Here is an 18,102-nt window from a genome sequence, read left to right on the forward strand (position 1 = left end):
TATGAGACGACAAACTGCAAACCAGACGCTCACACGTTTGGCAAAAGATTTAGCAAGTCATCCTTTCCTCCTTTTCCTAGCCTTTCTAGGAACCATTGCCCAAGTTGCCTTATCGATTTACTTACCTATTCTGATTGGTCAGGTCATCGACCAAGTCCTAGTGGCTGGCTCTTCACCAGTTTTTTGGCAAATTTTTCTCCAGATGCTCTTGGTAGTCATAGGAAATACTCTGGTACAATGGGCCAATCCTCTCCTCTATAATCGCCTCATTTTCTCTTATACTAAAGACTTGCGAGAGCGAATCATCCATAAGCTCCATCGGTTACCGATTGCTTTTGTTGATCAGCAAGGAAGTGGAGAGATGGTCAGTCGTGTGACCACAGACATCGAACAGTTGGAAGCTGGTTTGACCATGATTTTTAACGAATTTTTCATTGGTGTTTTGATGATTTTGGTTAGTATTCTAGCAATGCTTCAAATTCATCTCCTCATGACCCTCTTGGTCTTGCTGTTGACGCCACTGTCTATGGTAATCTCACGCTTTATTGCCAAACGCTCCTATCATCTCTTCCAAAAGCAAACAGAGACAAGGGGAATTCAGACTCAGTTGATTGAAGAATCGCTTAGCCAGCAAACCATTATCCAGTCATTTAATGCTCAGGTAGAATTTATCCAAAGGCTGTGTGAGGCTAATGACAACTATGCAGGTTATTCGCAGTCAGCTATCTTTTATTCTTCAACGGTTAATCCTTCGACTCGATTTGTCAATGCACTCATTTATGCGCTTTTAGCTGGAGTGGGTGCTTATCGTATCATGATGGGATCCACCTTGACCATTGGGCGTTTAGTGACTTTTTTGAACTATGTTCAGCAATATACCAAACCTTTTAACGATATTTCTTCAGTGCTAGCTGAGTTGCAAAGTGCTCTCGCTTGCGCAGAGCGTGTTTATGGAGTCTTAGAGAGTCCTGAGGTGGCTGAAAGTGGTAAGGAAGTCTTGACCAGTGACCAAGTTAAGGGAGCTATTTCCTTTAAACATGTCTCTTTTGGCTACAATCCTGAAAAGATTTTGATTAAGGACTTATCTATCGATATCCCAGCCGGTAGCAAGGTGGCTATTGTTGGTCCGACAGGTGCTGGAAAATCAACTCTTATCAATCTCCTTATGCGTTTTTACCCTATTAACTCAGGAGATATCTTGCTGGATGGGAAATCCATTTATGACTATAGTCGTGCCTCTTTACGCCAGCAGTTTGGCATGGTCCTTCAAGAAACCTGGCTCAAGCAAGAAACCATTCATGACAATATTGCTTTTGGCAATCCGGAAGCCAGTCGGGAGCAGGTGATTGCTGCTGCAAAAGCAGCCAATGCAGACTTTTTTATCCAACAGTTACCTCAAGGCTATGATACCAAGTTGGAAAATGCTGGAGAATCTCTTTCTGTTGGTCAAGCCCAGCTCTTGACCATAGCCCGAGTCTTTCTGGCTATTCCAAAGATTCTTATCTTAGACGAGGCGACTTCCTCCATCGATACACGGACAGAAGTGCTGGTACAGGATGCCTTTGCTAAACTCATGAAGGGGCGTACAAGCTTTATCATTGCCCACCGCTTGTCAACCATTCAGGATGCGGATTTGATTCTTGTCTTGGTGGATGGCGACATTGTTGAGTATGGGAGCCATCAGGAACTCATGGCTCGAAAGGGTAAGTATTATCAAATGCAGCAAGCAGCAGATTTTAGCTTTGAATAAGCTATTCTCTTTTGAAAGTTTATGGACAAAAAAAGTTGCCTTCGGGTGACTTTTTTGTTACAATAGCTAGAAAAATTGTTCACTGTAATACTCCATGAAAATCAAAGAACAAACTAGGAAGTTAGCCGTAGGTTGTTCAAAGCACTGCTTTGAGGTTGTAGATAAGACTGACGAAGTCAGTAACATATATCTACTCCAAGGTGAAGCTGATGTGGTTTGAAGAGATTTTAGAAGAGTATAAATTGTCTTTTAGAAAAGGAACCTAGAATGAAAGTCTTTCAGCATGTAAATATCGTGACTTGTGACCAAGATTTCCATGTTTATTTGGATGGAATCTTAGCAGTTAAGGATTCTCAAATCGTCTATGTCGGTCAAGAGAATCCAGAGATTTTAGAGCAGGCTGAGCAGATTATAGACTATCAGGGAGCTTGGATCATGCCTGGATTGGTCAATTGCCATACCCATTCTGCTATGACAGGCTTGAGAGGAATTCGGGATGATAGCAATCTCCATGAATGGCTCAATGACTATATTTGGCCTGCAGAAGCTGGGTTTACACCAGATATGACTACCAAGGCGGTCAAAGAAGCTCTGACAGAGATGCTCCAGTCGGGAACAACAACCTTTAATGATATGTATAATCCCAATGGTGTGGAGATTGAGCGGATTTATCAGGCAGTGAAAGATTCCAAGATGCGTTGTTATTTCTCACCGACCCTTTTTTCTTCTGAGGCAGAGACAACTGATGAGACCATAAGCAGAACACGATCTATCATCGAGGAAATCTTAGGATATAAAAATCCAAATTTCAAGGTTATGGTAGCTCCGCATTCTCCCTACAGCTGTAGTAGAGATTTGTTGGCAGAAAGCTTGGATATGGCAAAAGAGTTGGATATCCCCATCCATATCCATGTTGCGGAGACTAAGGAGGAATCAGGCATTATCCTGAAACGATACGGCAAACGCCCCCTTGCTTTTCTTGAAGAACTGGGTTATTTAGAGCATCCGTCTGTCTTTGCTCACGGGGTTGAATTAAATGAGCGAGAAATTGAACGCTTAGCAACTTCTCAAGTAGCTATTGCTCACAATCCTATTAGTAACCTCAAATTGGCCTCAGGGATTGCTCCAATCATCCAACTCCAAAAAGCAGGAGTAGCAGTCGGAATTGCGACAGATTCAGTTGCTTCCAACAACAACCTTGATATGTTTGAGGAAGGACGAACAGCAGCCCTTCTTCAGAAGATGAAAAGTGGAGATGCCATCCAATTTCCTATCGAAACAGCCCTCAAGGCACTGACAATCGAAGGGGCTAAGGTTCTAGGGATGGAAAATCAGATAGGAAGTCTAGAAGTCGGCAAGCAAGCAGATTTTCTCGTTATTAAACCACAAGGGAAAATCCATCTCCAACCTCAAGAAAATATGCTGTCCCATCTAGTTTATGCTGTCAAATCCAGTGATGTTGATGATGTCTATATTGCTGGAGAACAGGTCGTTAAGCAAGGTCAAGTCCTGACAGTAGAACTTTAAAAGAAAAATCACGAAAAAATTTAAAAAAAGTTTGCAAAAATCTTGCATTCTTTTTTTAACTATGCTATACTTATATACGGTTTGAAAAAACTGCCTAAGACAGTAGGGGAGCTCGACTCATAAATATCCTACCGAGGACAAAACGTATCATGTAAAAAGAAGCGTATTGTACTTTCGTGTCTAGGTTTGGGCGCGTTTTTCTTTTGGAAAAATTCCCCAAGCAAAATAATAACGGAGGTGAACACACTAATGAGTGAAGCAATTATTGCTAAAAAAGCGGAACTAGTTGACGTAGTAGCTGAAAAAATGAAAGCTGCTGCATCTATCGTCGTTGTAGACGCTCGTGGTTTGACAGTTGAGCAAGACACAGTTCTTCGTCGTGAGCTTCGTGGAAGCGAAGTTGAGTATAAAGTCATTAAAAACTCAATCTTGCGTCGTGCAGCTGAAAAAGCTGGTCTTGAAGATCTTGCATCTGTATTCGTTGGACCATCTGCAGTAGCATTTTCTAATGAAGATGTTATCGCACCAGCGAAAATCTTGAACGACTTTTCTAAAAACGCTGAAGCACTTGAAATCAAAGGTGGTGCAATCGAAGGCGCTGTCGCATCTAAAGAAGAGATTCTTGCACTTGCAACTCTTCCAAACCGCGAAGGACTTCTTTCTATGCTCCTTTCTGTACTTCAAGCGCCAGTGCGCAACGTTGTTCTTGCAGTCAAAGCGGTTGCAGACAACAAAGAAGACGCAGCTTAATCTTAAGCTACGCAGCGTAGCCTAGCTACGAAAATCTATCATAAATTTAAAACATATTTGGAGGAAATAACAATGGCATTGAACATTGAAAACATTATTGCTGAAATTAAAGAAGCTTCAATCCTTGAATTGAACGACCTTGTAAAAGCTATCGAAGAAGAATTTGGTGTAACTGCAGCTGCTCCTGTAGCTGTTGCTGCAGCTGGTGCTGCTGACGCTGGTGCTGCTAAAGATTCATTCGACGTTGAATTGACATCTGCAGGCGACAAAAAAGTTGGCGTTATCAAAGTTGTACGTGAAATCACAGGTCTTGGTCTTAAAGAAGCTAAAGAACTTGTTGACGGTGCACCAGCACTTGTTAAAGAAGGCGTTGCAACTGCAGAAGCTGAAGAAATCAAAGCTAAATTGGAAGAAGCTGGAGCTTCAGTTACTCTTAAATAAGAGGCATATACCAATTAGAATTCGGAATACTATAGTATCAGCCTTTTAGAATCGTGAACACATTTTAGAAACTGATAAATTAATTTAGTTTCCTACCAAAAACCCTACCAAAAATTAATTTGGCAGGGTTTTTGTTTTTAACAAATTTATCGTGGAGAACAATTGAATATTGTTCTCCTTTTTTTATTTTCAGGAGGGAAAATGACAAAAGAATTACAATCATCACGCTATATTGTCATTTCATTTTTAGTACGTGAAATGGGAATAGATATTGTTGAGGCCATCTCTCTTATGGCTGAATTGGAAAAAAGTGGCTTGGTTCGATTGGAATCAAGTGGAAATTTAATACTCAAAGAACTTGGAGGAGCGTTATGAAACGAATAACCGCAAATCAATATCAAACTTCAGAACGGTATTACAAATTACCTAAAATTCTTTTTGAGGATGAGAAATATATGGATATGAAACTAGAAGTAAAGGTAGCTTATTCTATTTTAAAGGATCGTTTAGAATTATCTCTCAGTCGTGGTTGGATAGATGAAGAAGGTGCGGTTTATTTAGTATTTTCTAATTCTAAACTTATGAAGCTATTAGGTTGTTCGAAGTCAAAATTACTGTCCATCAAAAAAATTCTTAAAGAATATGACTTAATTGATGAAGTTCAACAGTCTTCAAGTGAGAAAGGAAGACTAGCAAATAAGATTTATTTAGGAGAGTTGTCTTCTACCCCAGTAGCTAGTTCGAACAGGCCTAGTGTTAAAAAAAGACTAGGGCAGGACGAAAATGAAACGGCCCCCGTCTCACATTCAACCCCTAGTGAGACTGAAGTTAGTGAGACTAAATATAGTGAGACTGATTCTTTATTTATTGAGGATGAGGAGGAGAGGAATACTCAACCTATCTTGAAAAGAAAAGTAGAAAAGGTCACAAAATATGATCGAGATTATATTTGGGGATTGGTACAAGATCAATTTAGACGAGAGGGTTTTTCTGAAACAGCCAGTGAAATTGCTATGACTGATTTTGAGAGAATCTATCAGTATGCTCTTGACAATGTTCGATTTGTGAGACGAGCGGAAGTACTTGCTGAATTTGTGTTTAATGGTCTATATTCCGTTTGGAATAATCGTGTCAGAAAAGGAGGTGGTTAAATGTCGCCAATCGAATGGATATTAGTGATGCTCATTTTATTTTCAAGTGGTGTGACACTTTGGACATTGATAGTCGATCAGAAAGGGGTGATAAAGAAATGAGATTTATTGATTTATTTTCAGGTATCGGAGGATTTCGACTTGGAATGGAAAGTGTTGGACATGAGTGTATTGGATTTTGTGAGATTGATAAATTTGCTAGAGAATCTTATAAGTCCATTTTTCAAACGGAAGGAGAAATAGAATTTCATGACATACGAGATGTTTCAGATGACGAATTTAAAAAACTTAGAGGGAAAGTCGATATCATCTGTGGGGGATTCCCTTGTCAAGCATTTTCAATCGCAGGAAGACGATTGGGATTTGAAGATACTAGAGGAACTTTGTTCTTTGAAATTGCTCGGGCGGCCAAACAAATCCAACCACGTTTTCTTTTTCTTGAAAATGTTAAAGGCCTACTCAATCACGATAAGGGACGGACGTTCACCACAATCCTTACCACACTTGATGAGTTGGGGTTTGATGTTGAGTGGCAGGTGCTTAACAGTAAGGATTTTGGCGTTCCCCAAAACAGAGAGAGGGTGTTTATTATCGGACATTCTAGAAAGAAAGGTACCAGACTCTTATTTCCTTTCAGACGAGAAGGTCAAACAACTAACTCTGAGACTTTAAAAACACTAGGGAATTTGAATCCATCAAAAAGTGGAATGAGCGGTAAAGTCTATTATTCAGAAGGGCTTGCGCCAACCTTAGTTCGTGGAAAAGGAGAAGGATTTAAAGTTGCTATTCCTTGTATGACACCAGACAGATTAGAAAAGAGACAAAATGGTAGACGTTTCAAGGATAATCAAGAGCCAATGTTTACTTTAAATACTCAGGATCGCCATGGTATTGTCGTTGTTGGAGATTTACCAACTAGCTTTAAGGAAACTGGTCGCGTCTATGGAAGTGAGGGCTTATCTCCAACACTGACTACGATGCAAGGTGGAGATAAAATCCCCAAAATACTGATTCCAGAACCAATCCAATTTCTAAAAGTCCGAGAGGCAACGAAAAAAGGATATGCTCAAGCAGAAATAGGAGATTCAATCAATTTGGAGAGACCAAGTTCTCAGTATCGTCGTGGTAGAGTTGGAAAAGGCATAGCTAATACGTTAACAACCAGTGGGCAAATGGGAGTAGTAGTGGCTAGCTATGAAGGAGAAGATAAACAAGTTTATCATGTAGCCGGTGTCTTAATTGATGGGCAATTTTACCGTTTGAGGATACGACGAATCACTCCTAAAGAGTGTTTTAGACTGCAGGGCTTTCCTGATTGGGCTTTTGAAGCTGCTAGAAAAGTCTCTAGTAATAGTCAGCTCTATAAACAAGCTGGTAATAGTGTAACCGTTCCTGTGATTGCTGCAATCGCAAAGAAATTAAAAGAAATAGAGGAAAAAGATGAAAGCGTTAAATAAAGAGTCAATACTAGATTGTGATGAATTAGAAACAGAATTACATGATGCAGAAATCAGACAGCTGGATGAACAAATATTTTTGATGCCCAATTATCCATGTGAGTTTGAGGTGACATTTTTAGATGATTACCATAAAAAACACAACTACCCCCTATTTTACGAATCCTATCTTCAAAACATTATGGAATTCCTTGAAAGTCAGGATATAAAGAACGGAGCTGATGCCTTTGTAGATGATCATCAAAATCTTGTTTTTGTTTTATATGGGCAAGGCTATCGAGCCGAGGGAAAAGAGGGAATACTTACAACCCAAGTAACTGTAAAAGCTTATGATGAAGACAAGAAATCGATTAACTTCTCAAATTTATTAGATTCCTTAATCGTCTCAGAATATCAAATGGAACCGAATCTTTGGGAGGTCTCCCATGATTGATCTCTATCTAAGTAAAAATAGCCAAAGAAATCAGCTTCTTTTAGACTTCTTTCAAAACTATGGCATCGAGGTATCTTGTCATTCAGTTTCTGAAATGACAAAGGATAAATTAATTGAGATGATGAGCTATTCTTCAGATTGTTTTGAGTTTCTATCTCCCAATTTATTACGATTTAAGAACCGTGACAATCTAAGATTAACGGATTTCATTGAGATGATCTTAAAAAATCCTGAACTAACCATCAGACTTCCTCTTGCGGTTTCAAATAAGCGGGTTTATCCAAATCTGAATTTGGAAGAGGCTAGAGCTTTATTGCCAAGAGATACGAAACAATTGATTTACATGGCACAAACACATTATTTATCTAACTAAAGGAGAAGAAATATGGCTGAACGATTTTGGGAGAACTTGTCCATTATTTTGGCTGAAAGAAATATCAGCTGGATTGAGTTAACCAGAAAAATGTTTGCGGGAGAGTTTCACTATCCAAGTGAATTGAATCGTTTGTATCAAAAGATTCGCCACTACAAGATGGAACAACGAATGCCTCAAAGTCCATGGGTAGAAAGGATTGTGCAGGTATTAGATTTAGATTATGAAGATTTATTTCGGAGGTAACTATGAAAAGAATAATTCCAGTTTATATATTCCAACAAGTAAATGTCCTATTGGTATCTCTATACTTACTGAAATTTCTTTGTATAGGTGAGTTAACTATACTACAGATTCTCTATGGTTCGTCACTCATTTCTTTTTTATGGATGTATGGCCAACGCAAACAAGCTCATAAGGTCAATATGAAATCTAGGATGAAATGGCTTGGTATTGGATTCGTTAGCCTACTGATTATAAGTCTATATTTTAGTCTGATTCATGTTCAAGGGAGCACGAATCAAGCAAACTTAATTGGCCTTCAAAATCAAGTTCCTTGGTTTTCATTTTTATTGTTCTTAATCAATGCGAGTATGGTTGAAGAATTTCTGTATCGAGAAATTTTATGGAACTTTGTTAGAAAATTAGATATTCGAGTTGCTTTGACAAGTGTTTTATTTGCCTTAGCACATCATCCAGGAACCATTCTAGCTTGGTGTTTGTATGTTTCACTTGGGATGTTTTTAGGGCTTGTACGCTATAAATCTGACTTATGGGGCAGTATGGGTCTACATTTAGTGTGGAACCTATCAGTCTATGTCTTATTTTTTCTTTAATAATAGCTGGTCCGTCTTACGTATGGATTAATTTTGAAATAAAAAAACTAAATGAATTGATTTTAAAGAAATAAAATGCTAACATATATAGAAGATGTTAGCATTTTATTTCTAAGAAAGGAGAATGATATGGTTGATAAAAGAGAGAAACTGATGAACTCTTTCAATCAGTATGGTTTTTTAACTTTTAAACAAGTAATAGATGAAAATTTACACTACAAAACCTTATTAAAAATGGTTACAGAAGGAAAAATCGATGCTGAAGAAAAAGGGTTATATCGCTTACCTGATATTTATTTAGATGAGTGGTTTGTCCTTCAGTATCGATTTCCAAAGGGAATCTTTTCTTTGGAGACAGCACTTTGGTTACATGGTTTATCTTTGACCATCCCTTTTAACATGACGATGAGTTTTCCTTATGGTACGAATACCAAAAACATTAAGGAAGCAGATATATGTCCTATTATCTTACGCTCTCACTATAGTGAAGGAATTGTTGAAATAGAGCGTCTTCCTGGTCAATTTATTAAAGTTTATGAAATTGAACGAGTTTTGGTTGAATGTCTAAGACCAGTTCATCAGGTGGATCTTCAAATTATTGCACCAGCGTTTAAAAAATATTTTCAACAAAATCAAATTAATTTACACAAATTATTTTATTATGCCCAGCTATTTAAAGTAACTGATAAGTTACAATCTTATACGGAGGTGCTATCTTAATGTTTTCAAATGCGAATAGCTTTAAAGCAAAAATCAAAAATATTTCAAAAGATAAGGAAATTCCAGCTCAACAAGTACAACAACATTATTTAATTGAGCAAGTGTTAAAGATGATTTCTACTAGTTCTTACAGAGATTCCTTCATTGTAAAAGGAGGGTATCTAATAGGTCAAATGATTGGACTAGATAAGCGAACCACAATGGATTTAGATGTCACTCTGAAGGGAACCGAAATGAGCAGAGAAAATTTGATTCATATCTTTGAAGAGATTCTTTGTTCTAAAACTGATGGATTTTCATTTTCAGTAGATAAGCTAGAACCTATTCGCCAAGATGATGAATATGGAGGATTTTCATTAAAATTAAATGCAACTTTTGATACATTAAAGGAGGTTGTTTTTATTGATATTACTACTGGTGATAAGATCACACCAAGAGAAATTACTTATTCAATGACTTCTATCTTTACTAATGAAAGCATCAAGATATGGACATATAATCTAGAGACTGTACTTGCTGAAAAGTTAGAAACAATCATCAGTAGGGGACTAGCTTCGACGCGTCCACGTGATCGATATGATCTTTTCACCTTGTATAAACTTAGAAAAGAAGAGATTAATCTTGAAGTATTAAAAAATGCACTGGAGAATACGGCAGAAAAACGTAAAAGTAAAGATACTATTTATAATTGGGAAGAACAAGTGAGAGGAATTGAAATTTCTGATTATCAGAAAGAGCTATGGATTCGTTATCAACGCCAATTTAAGTATGCTAAAGATATCTCATTTGATAATTCTGTTCAGATTATTAAGGAAATTATGCAACAAATATTTTAGTACAAAAGTAACTCATTAGTAAAGCAGTGAGTTGCTTTTTTTATTATGTGACTATCAGTCCGTCTCACTTTGTTAGGTGCGAGACAAACAAATCACCCGTTAGACGGGTGGTCATGATTTTTGATTTTTTCTAAAAACCGGGAAAATCTATCTTGAAAGTACCTATTTAGGCAAGTGGATCTGTAAGCACATTTTAGTAAATAATTTGATTGCTGAATACTTGACTAATACTGCGTTTAGAGGGATATATAGTGTGTAAAAATTTCTTGTTGGGGAAAAATGAACATAAGAAAAATTGAAGCAAAGAATAACAAAAGAAAAAAGAGAATTTGTGCATATGTTCGAGTTTCGACAACCAACGGAAGTCAACTTGATTCGCTAGAGAATCAAAAAGTTTATTTTGAAAAGTTGTATGCTGAACGTGAAGATGTTGATTTTTTGGGTGTTTTTTGTGACAGAGGGATTTCAGGTTCAAAGTATGAAAGACCTGATTTTCAAACTATGCTAGATGCTTGTAGAAAAGGACAAATTGACGTTATCCATACTAAGTCAATATCTAGGTTTGCAAGAAATCTTATCAATGTTCTTAAAATCAGTCGAGAATTAAAAACTCTTGGTATTGATATCTTTTTTGAAGAGCAGAATATCCATACCTTATCTAATGAAGGTGAAGTTGTCTTGACTGTGTTAGCAAGTTTGGCTGAGGAAGAGTTACAAAGCATGAGCGGAAACCAACGGTGGAGTTTTCGTAGAAAGTTCCAGAAGGGAGAATTACTCATTAATACTAAACGGTTTTTAGGGTATGATTTAAACGAAAAAGGTGAACTTGTTATAAACCAAGTAGAAGCGCAAATAGTAAGAACCATCTTTTATAGTTATTTAGAAGGAATGGGTACACATAGGATTGCTAAAAAGCTTAATGAGGACAAGGTTCCAACTGTAACAGAAAAGAAATGGTATAATAGCACAATTTGTAGTATCTTAAAAAAACGAAAAATACAAAGGCTCTTTACTGCTTCAAAAATACTTTCATGATGGTGTAAACGGTCCAAAGAAATTAAATCAAGGACAGTTGAAACAATACTATATCGAAGATAATCATGAAGGAATTGTATCTAAGGAAATATGGGAAAAGGTTCAGGTAAAAATGAAAAGCCGTTCTCGGATCCAAGGTACAAATAAAACCTATAAATTTTCCAGAATGTTAAAATGCCAATATTGTGGTTCAACATTAAAAAGACAGGTATCTTATAAGAAAAAGATTGTTTGGTGTTGTTCCAAATATATCAGAGAAGGAAAAAAGTCATGTAAAGGTATGAGAGCCCCTGAAAGGGATATTGAAAATTGGAAACTAAGTTCACCAGTAATTGTGTTAGAAAGGATAGAAGATGGAGAAAAACATTACGGTTATCTACAGCAAACAGTCATATCTCAAATTCAGAAAACAATCAGAGTAGCCGCTTATTGTCGAGTGTCTACAGACCAAGACGAACAGCTATCAAGTTATGAGAATCAGGTCAATTATTACCGTGAATTCATCTTAAAACATGAAGATTATGAGTTGGTAGATATTTATGCAGATGAAGGTATTTCAGCAACTAATACAAAAAAACGTGAAGCTTTTAACCGACTGATACAGGATTGTAGAGAAGGTAAGATTGACAGAATTTTAGTTAAATCTATTAGTAGATTTGCTAGAAATACATTGGACTGCATTAAGTATGTAAGAGAACTGAAAAATCTAGGTATTGGAGTAACTTTTGAAAAAGAGAATATTGATAGCTTAGATTCAAAAGGGGAAGTACTACTAACTATTCTATCGTCACTTGCACAGGATGAATCAAGATCTATTTCAGAAAACTCAACTTGGGGAATTCGTAAGAAGTTTGAGCGTGATCTAGTTCAGGTAAATACTACAAACTTTATGGGATATGACAAAGATGAAAAAGGAAATCTTATTATAAACCCTGAACAAGCAAAGGTAGTAAGGTATATATTTGATAGATTTCTAGAAGGATACAGTCCAGAATTTATTTCCAAAGAGTTAAGAGAACAGGCAATACCAGGTTGCACAGGTAAAGCAAAGTGGTGCCAAGTGCTATATGGAAAATGCTTCAAAATGAAAAATACAAGGGTGATGCTTTGCTTCAGAAAACCTATACCGTTGATTTCCTGACGAAGAAACGAATTGTTAATGATGTGCAAGTTAATCAATATTATATTGAAAACAATCATGAACCAATTTTAAATAAAGAGAAGTGGGAGATTGTTCAGTTAGAAATAGCAAGAAGAAAGAGATTTAGAGAATAACATAAGCTTCAATTTTATATCATGCAGAAAGAAAACAATCACTTTACAACAAAAGTATTTTGTGCCGAATGTGGTTCAGCATTTGGTAGAAAAAATTGGACTACAAGTCGAGGTAAACGTAAGGTTTGGCAATGTAACAATCGATATAGGGTCAAAGGACAGATTGGCTGCCAGAACAACTATATTGATGAAGAAACGTTAGAGAAAGCCGTAGTAATGGCTGTAGAACTACTAAGTGAGAATGTTGACTTGTTGCACGGAAAGTGGAACAAAATCCTAGAAGAAAAGCGTCCGCTAGAAAAGCACTATAGTTTGAAGTTGGCTGAAATGATAAACAAGCCCTTGTGGGAATTTGATTATCATGAGATGTGTCAGATATTGGATAATATTATAATTACAGAGGATGGACAGATAACTGTCAGATTCTTAGAGGGAACTGAGGTAGATTTGTAGAGTAGACGAAAGGTTATAATGACAGTGGGCAACCATTGTGGTTATAGCTTTTTTTTGCATTTTTGTGATAGAATATATAATATTAGAGATAGTTGGAGTTGTAGTAAGAATTATGGAAAAAGAAACTTTTCGTGAGAGATTAAAGAGTCCTGAGTTTGAGGCGGTGATTTTGCCAATTTTTGACTTTTTTGAGCCGTTTATACATCAGGAATCAAAATTTAATGAAAGTGAAGATGAAAATGACTCTGATGAATCAGTATTGAAGTATTATCAAATGTTGGTTGAGCAGAACATCAGGGAAAGTATCTCAGTATTACGTAAAAAAGTTAGTTCAAAAGATTATGTAGCTATGAGAAGTTTTGTGTTGTCTCTTCAACAAAATACAATTCAATTTTTAACTAATGAGAAGTACAGAACGAAAGTTAAATGGAAAAAGATTTTGAATTCCTATATAAATGTTTCGAGAATTTTTTTAGAAAACGAAAAATTACAACTTCTTCACGATGGTTTTCCTGGAGTGGGGCAACAAGTAGTTTTGGCGATTAGTTTGATAGACTTACAAGAAGATAATATCAAAGCAAATGATGAAATTCAAAACATCTGTGATTTGTTTGCGAATGATCCGAATGTAATGGTTGTTCCTATTCATGGATGCTCTACTGATGTATTTAGAACAATTTTGGATAGATTCCCTGTACTGAATATTATCCATTTAGCTGGCCATACATATACGAAACCTAACGGGGAGATACTACTTTCTTTTGTAGATTCAAACATTACTTTTATAAAATTTAGTAATTGGATTTCTAACCATAGATTTTATTGTTCATTTCTTAACTGTTGTTCAACTTTAGAGTTCGCATTGTATTCACGTTTACAAAATTCAAACTTTTCTATTTTTCATAGAGGGATAGTTGAATCGAGCATAGCATATGAGTTTTCGGAACATTTCTATAAAGTGATTCAAATTAGTGGAGATTTTAATCAAGCCTGGGAACTAGCTGTTGCAAATTGTACTGAGGTCCCCTTGAATTACGTCAATTGTTAGTATGTTTAGTTATATAGGGAGGTAGATAGTGATATGGCTAATAGCACTGAGAGGATTGGCATACATCATTGTGGATGTATTGCAGAAAGAAATAGTTGGATGTTTAGAGAGCAGCCAGTTAATGATATAGGTATAGATGCTCATATGGAATTTGTTGTAGATGGTAAACCAAGACAACACCTTGCATTACAAATCAAATCAGGACCAAGTTGGTTTAGGGAGAAAAAAGATAACTGCATTATTTTTCGGACCATAAATGAGAGACAGTATAATTATTGGACGATGAATTCTCTTCCGTGTATAATTGTTCTGTTTAATCCTGATGATGGTATGTGTATCTGGCAAGAGTTAACTCCTAAAACAATTAAAAAAACTAAAGAGGGAGGAGGCAAAGGATATTATGTGAAAGTTCCGATAAATCAAGTTTTTTTGGATAAACAATCAAATAATCACCTTCTTTCCTATACGAATTTACCGCAACATATTCAAAATTATAACTTTCTACTATCTCAGAAAAAATTTATGGAAATTATACAAAATGGAGGTGAAGTTAAACTACATTCAACAGAGTGGGTTAATAAGTCTAGTGGTAAAGGTGATACTAAGTTAATTGTTAATGATGGTCAAGAAACTAAAGAGTATGCCTATCCTTATTGGTTTCCGTTTACACCGTATACCGATGTTTTTCCTCGATTATTTCCATGGGCAGATTTTTCTGTTGATGAAGAATTTCTTGAAGAAAGTGATTATGAATTATGGCAACAACTTCATTGTTGCTATGATAGTGAAATGGATGATTGGATTGTTGTAGGAGACACATTTGAGCAATTCCGCCCCAAATTAGACCCTATGCGCTACGTTGACCATGCTGGTGAAGTTGCAGAATATATGTTGATTCTCAGTTTGAATGAATTGGGAAAATCGTTCTTAGAGGTAGAGAAATTTATATCTGAAACTAGACCATACACCAAAGCAAGACCAGAATCAAAAGATGAATAAAGGAGAATAATCATGAAAAAGCTTAAACTTAATAGTGGTATGAAATCAGAAAAAACTATAGATGGATATAGACTAAATCCTACTGAGAAGTATGTTATTAATTTAAAAAATGAAATGGGATTTGCAATATCTACAATGCAAGCAATTCATATGTTTGGTTTTCCCCCAGCATTTAAAAATTGGCATGCTTGGCTATTTGAGAATGGTTTTAGTATGGAAACACCAAATCCAACAAATGAATTTGTAGCAAAGTTTTATGGAAGAGAACCTCTTTGGAAAACTCCATATTCAATGGGGATAGTTGTAAAAGCAGAGGAAGATGATGATTACTACATTGTTATGGAATGCAGTAGTAAAAATACAGGTTTCGAACACACTCAAATTCTTCTTAATATGGGTGGTTGTATGCAAGAAGATTACACCCACTTGATGTTTGAATTTCCTGAAAAATAATAATCGGTCAGTAAGTTACAGTTTGCTTTATGGATGGAGCTGAAGTCGTATTATAAAACTCTAAAAGTATAGATAAATTCTCTGTTTTTGGTATATAATAGAGTTCAAGAAAGAAGATTAGTTATCATGGAGAACGTGTTACAATGGAATATTCTTAATGAAAAAGAATTTATACTTTGAAAGAATTGTATAAATCAATATGTGGTTTAGTAGTCCAAACTGGGACTTTCATAAGTAATTAATAGTGCAGAGGTATTAACAATATGAAAATTGAGATAAGGTCTCTAAGTTTTGATAAAGTCAAAGATAAGTATGATTATTTATTGAAGGAAATTGATAAACTTCCCGAAAATGATAAGGAAATAATATTAGATTTTAGATTTCTTAGGTGGGCGGAACCGATTGCAATGATATATTTTGGTTATCAATTTAGAAAAATTATTGAAGGCCTGGAAGGAATAGTAGTTTCTATCATTGAAGGTACTGGAAAAAATAGTGGTTACTATGGATGGGCTTATTTAAATATTTTGTTCCACATGCTACTGAAGGTAAAAAATACTGGTCATGTTCAAGGAAATAATACCTATATCCCCATAACAAATATAAATGTAAAAGAAGAGTATGGGAAAAGTTTCTTACGTGGTGAATATTTCTAGAGGGGAGATTATATCATTGGTCGTGCTACTCAATTTGCGCAGATAATTACAGGTCGCAGTGAGTTGCAAGAAATATTGAAATATATTATCAGAGAAATAATTAGAAATGTTCCTGAACATTCAGGTAAAGACGATTTATGGATTTGTGTTCAATCTTGGCCTAGTAGTATCTATTCCAGAGCTCAAATTGTAATAATGGATGAAGGAATTGGAGTTCATAGGAGCTTAACGGAAAACAAATTTCATAAAAGAGAGAATGAGACCAATCTTGATTCATTACGTTCAGCAATAAGACCAGGTATATCTAAAGCATTTCGAAGAGGAACAGAAAATAGGGATACTGATAGATGGAGTAACTCAGGATTTGGACTATATGTAGTAAGTTAGTTATGTAAGAAATTAAATGGGAGATTTTTATTAATAAGTGGTGCTAACTACGTTTATACAAGTGGCGATATTGAAGAAATTGAATATGGATTGAATCAATTAGATGGAACATTAGTTGCAATTGAACTTCCACTCCAGAATACCGATATTGATAGTACTGCACTGTTGAGTTCAATAATTGAAACTGGAGAAAAAACGGCAACTCACGATATAGTTTCTATTTCTAAAGCATCATTTCCATCTAGAAATATAAAATTTTAATGTATTTAGTTCAATAGTATAATACTAATTTTGAGCAACTTGATTTCGTTCTATAGTATTGGTAGGCACTATCATTACATGTTGAATGTGTAAGCTTGTTAGTGAAACGTAGCTAATCTTCAAAAGGTTCTCCAAACCTTTTGAGTCCCACAAACGCATCATGTTGAGGCGGTAAGTTTGCTAGTCAAGGAGTAAAACGACGAAGATTAGCATTTACTTCCGCCCATGCGATAGCTGTCCGTGATTGACAAGTGCTAGCACGCAGACAGAACGGAGATAGCGAACCGCTGAGTGTGTCGCTCTGCTCGTAAAAGCTTAGAAACCTTTGAACGAAAGGGATAATGAAAGCCTTGATTGCAAGGCTTTTTGCTTTATGGTGGGTAAGTATCAGAGTGAGAAAATTTTTGGAATGAGTAGAAGTGATAGCTAGAAATTATCAGTTTCTATTTCCATTTACCCTGTGGGTACGTGTTTGTTTCCATTGACAAGGAGTTTGTGGGAATAGAAATGTACCCACCTTGTTTGAATCAAGTGAAGTGTAGTTGAAGGAAATCTGTTGAAAGCAATACTTCATTTTACCGAATAAGTAATAATTTAGGCAACTTCAAATCGATTAAAAAAAACTATTTTAAAGGTTAAGAGTAGACAAAAATTGTCCACTCTTTTTTGCAAACTCAATTTATCAATAAATGAAATGAGGGAATGTAAAATGAAATATTTTGAGGTTGAGTTAGAAAATCCTGATGAATTTTTAAAACTACAAACAGAAGATTTTGTGAAAGCTAATCGCTTGCTACTAAGGAAGATAATCCAGAGCGTTACAGTCTATGAAGAAAACTTCGTCATATCCTTTAAATCTGGCATCGAATTGGAAGTATGAGTCTCATTCCATAACTTTTATATTGAACATATCATCTTGTTGTGTTATACTATAAATTGATATAAACAAAGATGTAGGAGGAACCGAAACTATGACAGCCTCAATGCGTTTAAGATAAGCTGGCAATAAAAAAAGCAGAATCTATACCCGATGATAGGCTTTTTTGTTGTGCTTATTTATACGATATTGAGCATTCATTAGTTACGGTGAGGATATTGGTTATTTAACTATACCTTTATTTAACTATGTCTTTAATATGAATGTTTCCAAATTGTATGTATGCAGACCAAAAGCCACATTGTGGGGTTTGGCCTGCATTTTTTATTGCCTAGAATGCTATTCAAAATAGAAATTCAAGCAAAATAATATGCAGGAGATAAT

At 35.8% G+C, this 18,102-nt stretch carries 21 protein-coding genes, 2 pseudogenes and 1 other annotated feature; all 23 genes and pseudogenes read left to right on the forward strand.

The genetic code is table 11. The annotated features are described in order from the left end of the window. Nucleotide 1 precedes the first annotated feature (1 nt). The 23 genes and pseudogenes from HW098_RS06125 (at nt 2) to HW098_RS06235 (ending at nt 17,721) form a co-directional block, all read left to right on the forward strand. Nucleotides 2-1,750, forward strand: coding sequence for an ABC transporter ATP-binding protein (locus tag HW098_RS06125; RefSeq protein ID WP_176139581.1), 1,749 nt, complete (start codon nt 2-4; stop codon nt 1,748-1,750). A 94-nt stretch (nt 1,751-1,844) separates the two neighbouring features. Continuing rightward, nucleotides 1,845-1,970, forward strand: a complete 126-nt coding sequence (locus HW098_RS10745; protein ID WP_275690326.1) for a hypothetical protein — start codon at nt 1,845-1,847, stop codon at nt 1,968-1,970. A gap of 47 nt (nt 1,971-2,017) precedes the next feature. Further along, nucleotides 2,018-3,277, forward strand: coding sequence for a TRZ/ATZ family protein (locus HW098_RS06130; protein ID WP_176139582.1), 1,260 nt, complete (start codon nt 2,018-2,020; stop codon nt 3,275-3,277). A 75-nt stretch (nt 3,278-3,352) separates the two neighbouring features. Further along, nucleotides 3,353-3,488, forward strand: a sequence feature (ribosomal protein L10 leader region). A gap of 38 nt (nt 3,489-3,526) precedes the next feature. Continuing rightward, nucleotides 3,527-4,027, forward strand: a complete 501-nt coding sequence (gene rplJ / locus HW098_RS06135; RefSeq protein WP_176139583.1) for a 50S ribosomal protein L10 — start codon at nt 3,527-3,529, stop codon at nt 4,025-4,027. A 72-nt stretch (nt 4,028-4,099) separates the two neighbouring features. Continuing rightward, a complete protein-coding gene (gene rplL, locus HW098_RS06140) occupies nt 4,100-4,468 on the forward strand; it encodes a 50S ribosomal protein L7/L12 (protein ID WP_001196965.1) in 369 nt (122 codons plus the stop codon). 201 nt (nt 4,469-4,669) lie between these two features. Continuing rightward, nucleotides 4,670-4,843: a hypothetical protein gene (locus HW098_RS06145; protein ID WP_078142618.1), complete on the forward strand. Its 174-nt coding sequence runs from the start codon at nt 4,670-4,672 to the stop codon at nt 4,841-4,843. Further along, nucleotides 4,840-5,619 carry a replication initiator protein A gene (locus tag HW098_RS06150; RefSeq protein ID WP_176139584.1) on the forward strand — a complete coding sequence of 260 codons (780 nt, stop codon included), beginning with the start codon at nt 4,840-4,842 and terminating at the stop codon, nt 5,617-5,619. The genes HW098_RS06145 and HW098_RS06150 overlap by 4 nt, the downstream gene beginning before the upstream one ends. A 98-nt stretch (nt 5,620-5,717) precedes the next feature. After that, the gene (dcm, locus tag HW098_RS06155) at nt 5,718-7,076 is read left to right on the forward strand and encodes a DNA (cytosine-5-)-methyltransferase (RefSeq protein WP_176139637.1); all 1,359 of its coding nucleotides are present in this window, start codon (nt 5,718-5,720) and stop codon (nt 7,074-7,076) included. Then, entirely contained in the window at nt 7,060-7,509 is a 450-nt protein-coding gene (locus HW098_RS06160) for a hypothetical protein (RefSeq protein ID WP_176139585.1), read from the forward strand. The genes dcm and HW098_RS06160 overlap by 17 nt, the downstream gene beginning before the upstream one ends. Then, nucleotides 7,502-7,882 (forward strand): arsenate reductase family protein, encoded by a 381-nt coding sequence (locus HW098_RS06165; protein WP_000566546.1) that lies wholly within the window; start codon nt 7,502-7,504, stop codon nt 7,880-7,882. Before HW098_RS06160 ends, HW098_RS06165 begins: the two co-directional genes overlap by 8 nt. 12 nt (nt 7,883-7,894) lie before the next feature. Continuing rightward, entirely contained in the window at nt 7,895-8,128 is a 234-nt protein-coding gene (locus tag HW098_RS06170; RefSeq protein WP_000840776.1) for a hypothetical protein, read from the forward strand. 2 nt (nt 8,129-8,130) lie between these two features. Continuing rightward, the gene (locus HW098_RS06175) at nt 8,131-8,718 is read left to right on the forward strand and encodes a type II CAAX endopeptidase family protein (protein WP_084926499.1); all 588 of its coding nucleotides are present in this window, start codon (nt 8,131-8,133) and stop codon (nt 8,716-8,718) included. Nucleotides 8,719-8,847: 129 nt separating this feature from the next. After that, the gene (locus HW098_RS06180; protein WP_125394517.1) at nt 8,848-9,438 is read left to right on the forward strand and encodes a type IV toxin-antitoxin system AbiEi family antitoxin domain-containing protein; all 591 of its coding nucleotides are present in this window, start codon (nt 8,848-8,850) and stop codon (nt 9,436-9,438) included. Beyond that, nucleotides 9,438-10,274 carry a nucleotidyl transferase AbiEii/AbiGii toxin family protein gene (locus tag HW098_RS06185; protein ID WP_176139586.1) on the forward strand — a complete coding sequence of 279 codons (837 nt, stop codon included), beginning with the start codon at nt 9,438-9,440 and terminating at the stop codon, nt 10,272-10,274. Before HW098_RS06180 ends, HW098_RS06185 begins: the two co-directional genes overlap by 1 nt. Before the next feature lie 279 nt (nt 10,275-10,553). Further along, nucleotides 10,554-11,783, forward strand: a pseudogene (locus tag HW098_RS10260) (recombinase family protein). Beyond that, nucleotides 11,746-13,037 (forward strand): annotated as a pseudogene (locus HW098_RS10535) (recombinase family protein). The pseudogenes HW098_RS10260 and HW098_RS10535 overlap by 38 nt, the downstream one beginning before the upstream one ends. Nucleotides 13,038-13,149: 112 nt before the next feature. Further along, entirely contained in the window at nt 13,150-14,085 is a 936-nt protein-coding gene (locus tag HW098_RS06205; RefSeq protein ID WP_084925406.1) for a hypothetical protein, read from the forward strand. A 33-nt stretch (nt 14,086-14,118) separates the two neighbouring features. Further along, a complete protein-coding gene (locus HW098_RS06210; protein WP_084925404.1) occupies nt 14,119-15,084 on the forward strand; it encodes a DUF4365 domain-containing protein in 966 nt (321 codons plus the stop codon). A gap of 12 nt (nt 15,085-15,096) precedes the next feature. Further along, a complete protein-coding gene (locus HW098_RS06215; RefSeq protein ID WP_084925402.1) occupies nt 15,097-15,537 on the forward strand; it encodes a hypothetical protein in 441 nt (146 codons plus the stop codon). A gap of 263 nt (nt 15,538-15,800) precedes the next feature. Next, complete coding sequence (locus tag HW098_RS06220; RefSeq protein WP_084925401.1) at nt 15,801-16,193, forward strand: hypothetical protein; 393 nt, start codon at nt 15,801-15,803, stop codon at nt 16,191-16,193. A 75-nt stretch (nt 16,194-16,268) separates the two neighbouring features. Continuing rightward, nucleotides 16,269-16,580 carry a hypothetical protein gene (locus HW098_RS06225; RefSeq protein WP_125394513.1) on the forward strand — a complete coding sequence of 104 codons (312 nt, stop codon included), beginning with the start codon at nt 16,269-16,271 and terminating at the stop codon, nt 16,578-16,580. A 90-nt stretch (nt 16,581-16,670) separates the two neighbouring features. Next, nucleotides 16,671-16,841, forward strand: coding sequence for a hypothetical protein (locus tag HW098_RS06230; RefSeq protein WP_158086276.1), 171 nt, complete (start codon nt 16,671-16,673; stop codon nt 16,839-16,841). A gap of 709 nt (nt 16,842-17,550) precedes the next feature. Then, nucleotides 17,551-17,721 carry a hypothetical protein gene (locus HW098_RS06235; RefSeq protein WP_000873143.1) on the forward strand — a complete coding sequence of 57 codons (171 nt, stop codon included), beginning with the start codon at nt 17,551-17,553 and terminating at the stop codon, nt 17,719-17,721. Nucleotides 17,722-18,102 lie beyond the last annotated feature (381 nt).

It is taken from the genome of Streptococcus sp. 1453, from assembly GCF_013276955.1.
Taxonomy (GTDB): domain Bacteria; phylum Bacillota; class Bacilli; order Lactobacillales; family Streptococcaceae; genus Streptococcus.

What these genes read in the sequence shown, in the direction of transcription:
- HW098_RS06125 (WP_176139581.1), top strand. Translation starts at nt 2, where the DNA reads ATGAGACGACAAACTGCAAACCAGACGCTCACACGTTTGGCAAAAGAT.
- HW098_RS10745 (WP_275690326.1), top strand. Translation starts at nt 1,845, where the DNA reads ATGAAAATCAAAGAACAAACTAGGAAGTTAGCCGTAGGTTGTTCAAAG.
- HW098_RS06130 (WP_176139582.1), top strand. Translation starts at nt 2,018, where the DNA reads ATGAAAGTCTTTCAGCATGTAAATATCGTGACTTGTGACCAAGATTTC.
- rplJ (WP_176139583.1), top strand. Translation starts at nt 3,527, where the DNA reads ATGAGTGAAGCAATTATTGCTAAAAAAGCGGAACTAGTTGACGTAGTA.
- rplL (WP_001196965.1), top strand. Translation starts at nt 4,100, where the DNA reads ATGGCATTGAACATTGAAAACATTATTGCTGAAATTAAAGAAGCTTCA.
- HW098_RS06145 (WP_078142618.1), top strand. Translation starts at nt 4,670, where the DNA reads ATGACAAAAGAATTACAATCATCACGCTATATTGTCATTTCATTTTTA.
- HW098_RS06150 (WP_176139584.1), top strand. Translation starts at nt 4,840, where the DNA reads ATGAAACGAATAACCGCAAATCAATATCAAACTTCAGAACGGTATTAC.
- dcm (WP_176139637.1), top strand. Translation starts at nt 5,718, where the DNA reads ATGAGATTTATTGATTTATTTTCAGGTATCGGAGGATTTCGACTTGGA.
- HW098_RS06160 (WP_176139585.1), top strand. Translation starts at nt 7,060, where the DNA reads ATGAAAGCGTTAAATAAAGAGTCAATACTAGATTGTGATGAATTAGAA.
- HW098_RS06165 (WP_000566546.1), top strand. Translation starts at nt 7,502, where the DNA reads ATGATTGATCTCTATCTAAGTAAAAATAGCCAAAGAAATCAGCTTCTT.
- HW098_RS06170 (WP_000840776.1), top strand. Translation starts at nt 7,895, where the DNA reads ATGGCTGAACGATTTTGGGAGAACTTGTCCATTATTTTGGCTGAAAGA.
- HW098_RS06175 (WP_084926499.1), top strand. Translation starts at nt 8,131, where the DNA reads ATGAAAAGAATAATTCCAGTTTATATATTCCAACAAGTAAATGTCCTA.
- HW098_RS06180 (WP_125394517.1), top strand. Translation starts at nt 8,848, where the DNA reads ATGGTTGATAAAAGAGAGAAACTGATGAACTCTTTCAATCAGTATGGT.
- HW098_RS06185 (WP_176139586.1), top strand. Translation starts at nt 9,438, where the DNA reads ATGTTTTCAAATGCGAATAGCTTTAAAGCAAAAATCAAAAATATTTCA.
- HW098_RS06205 (WP_084925406.1), top strand. Translation starts at nt 13,150, where the DNA reads ATGGAAAAAGAAACTTTTCGTGAGAGATTAAAGAGTCCTGAGTTTGAG.
- HW098_RS06210 (WP_084925404.1), top strand. Translation starts at nt 14,119, where the DNA reads ATGGCTAATAGCACTGAGAGGATTGGCATACATCATTGTGGATGTATT.
- HW098_RS06215 (WP_084925402.1), top strand. Translation starts at nt 15,097, where the DNA reads ATGAAAAAGCTTAAACTTAATAGTGGTATGAAATCAGAAAAAACTATA.
- HW098_RS06220 (WP_084925401.1), top strand. Translation starts at nt 15,801, where the DNA reads ATGAAAATTGAGATAAGGTCTCTAAGTTTTGATAAAGTCAAAGATAAG.
- HW098_RS06235 (WP_000873143.1), top strand. Translation starts at nt 17,551, where the DNA reads ATGAAATATTTTGAGGTTGAGTTAGAAAATCCTGATGAATTTTTAAAA.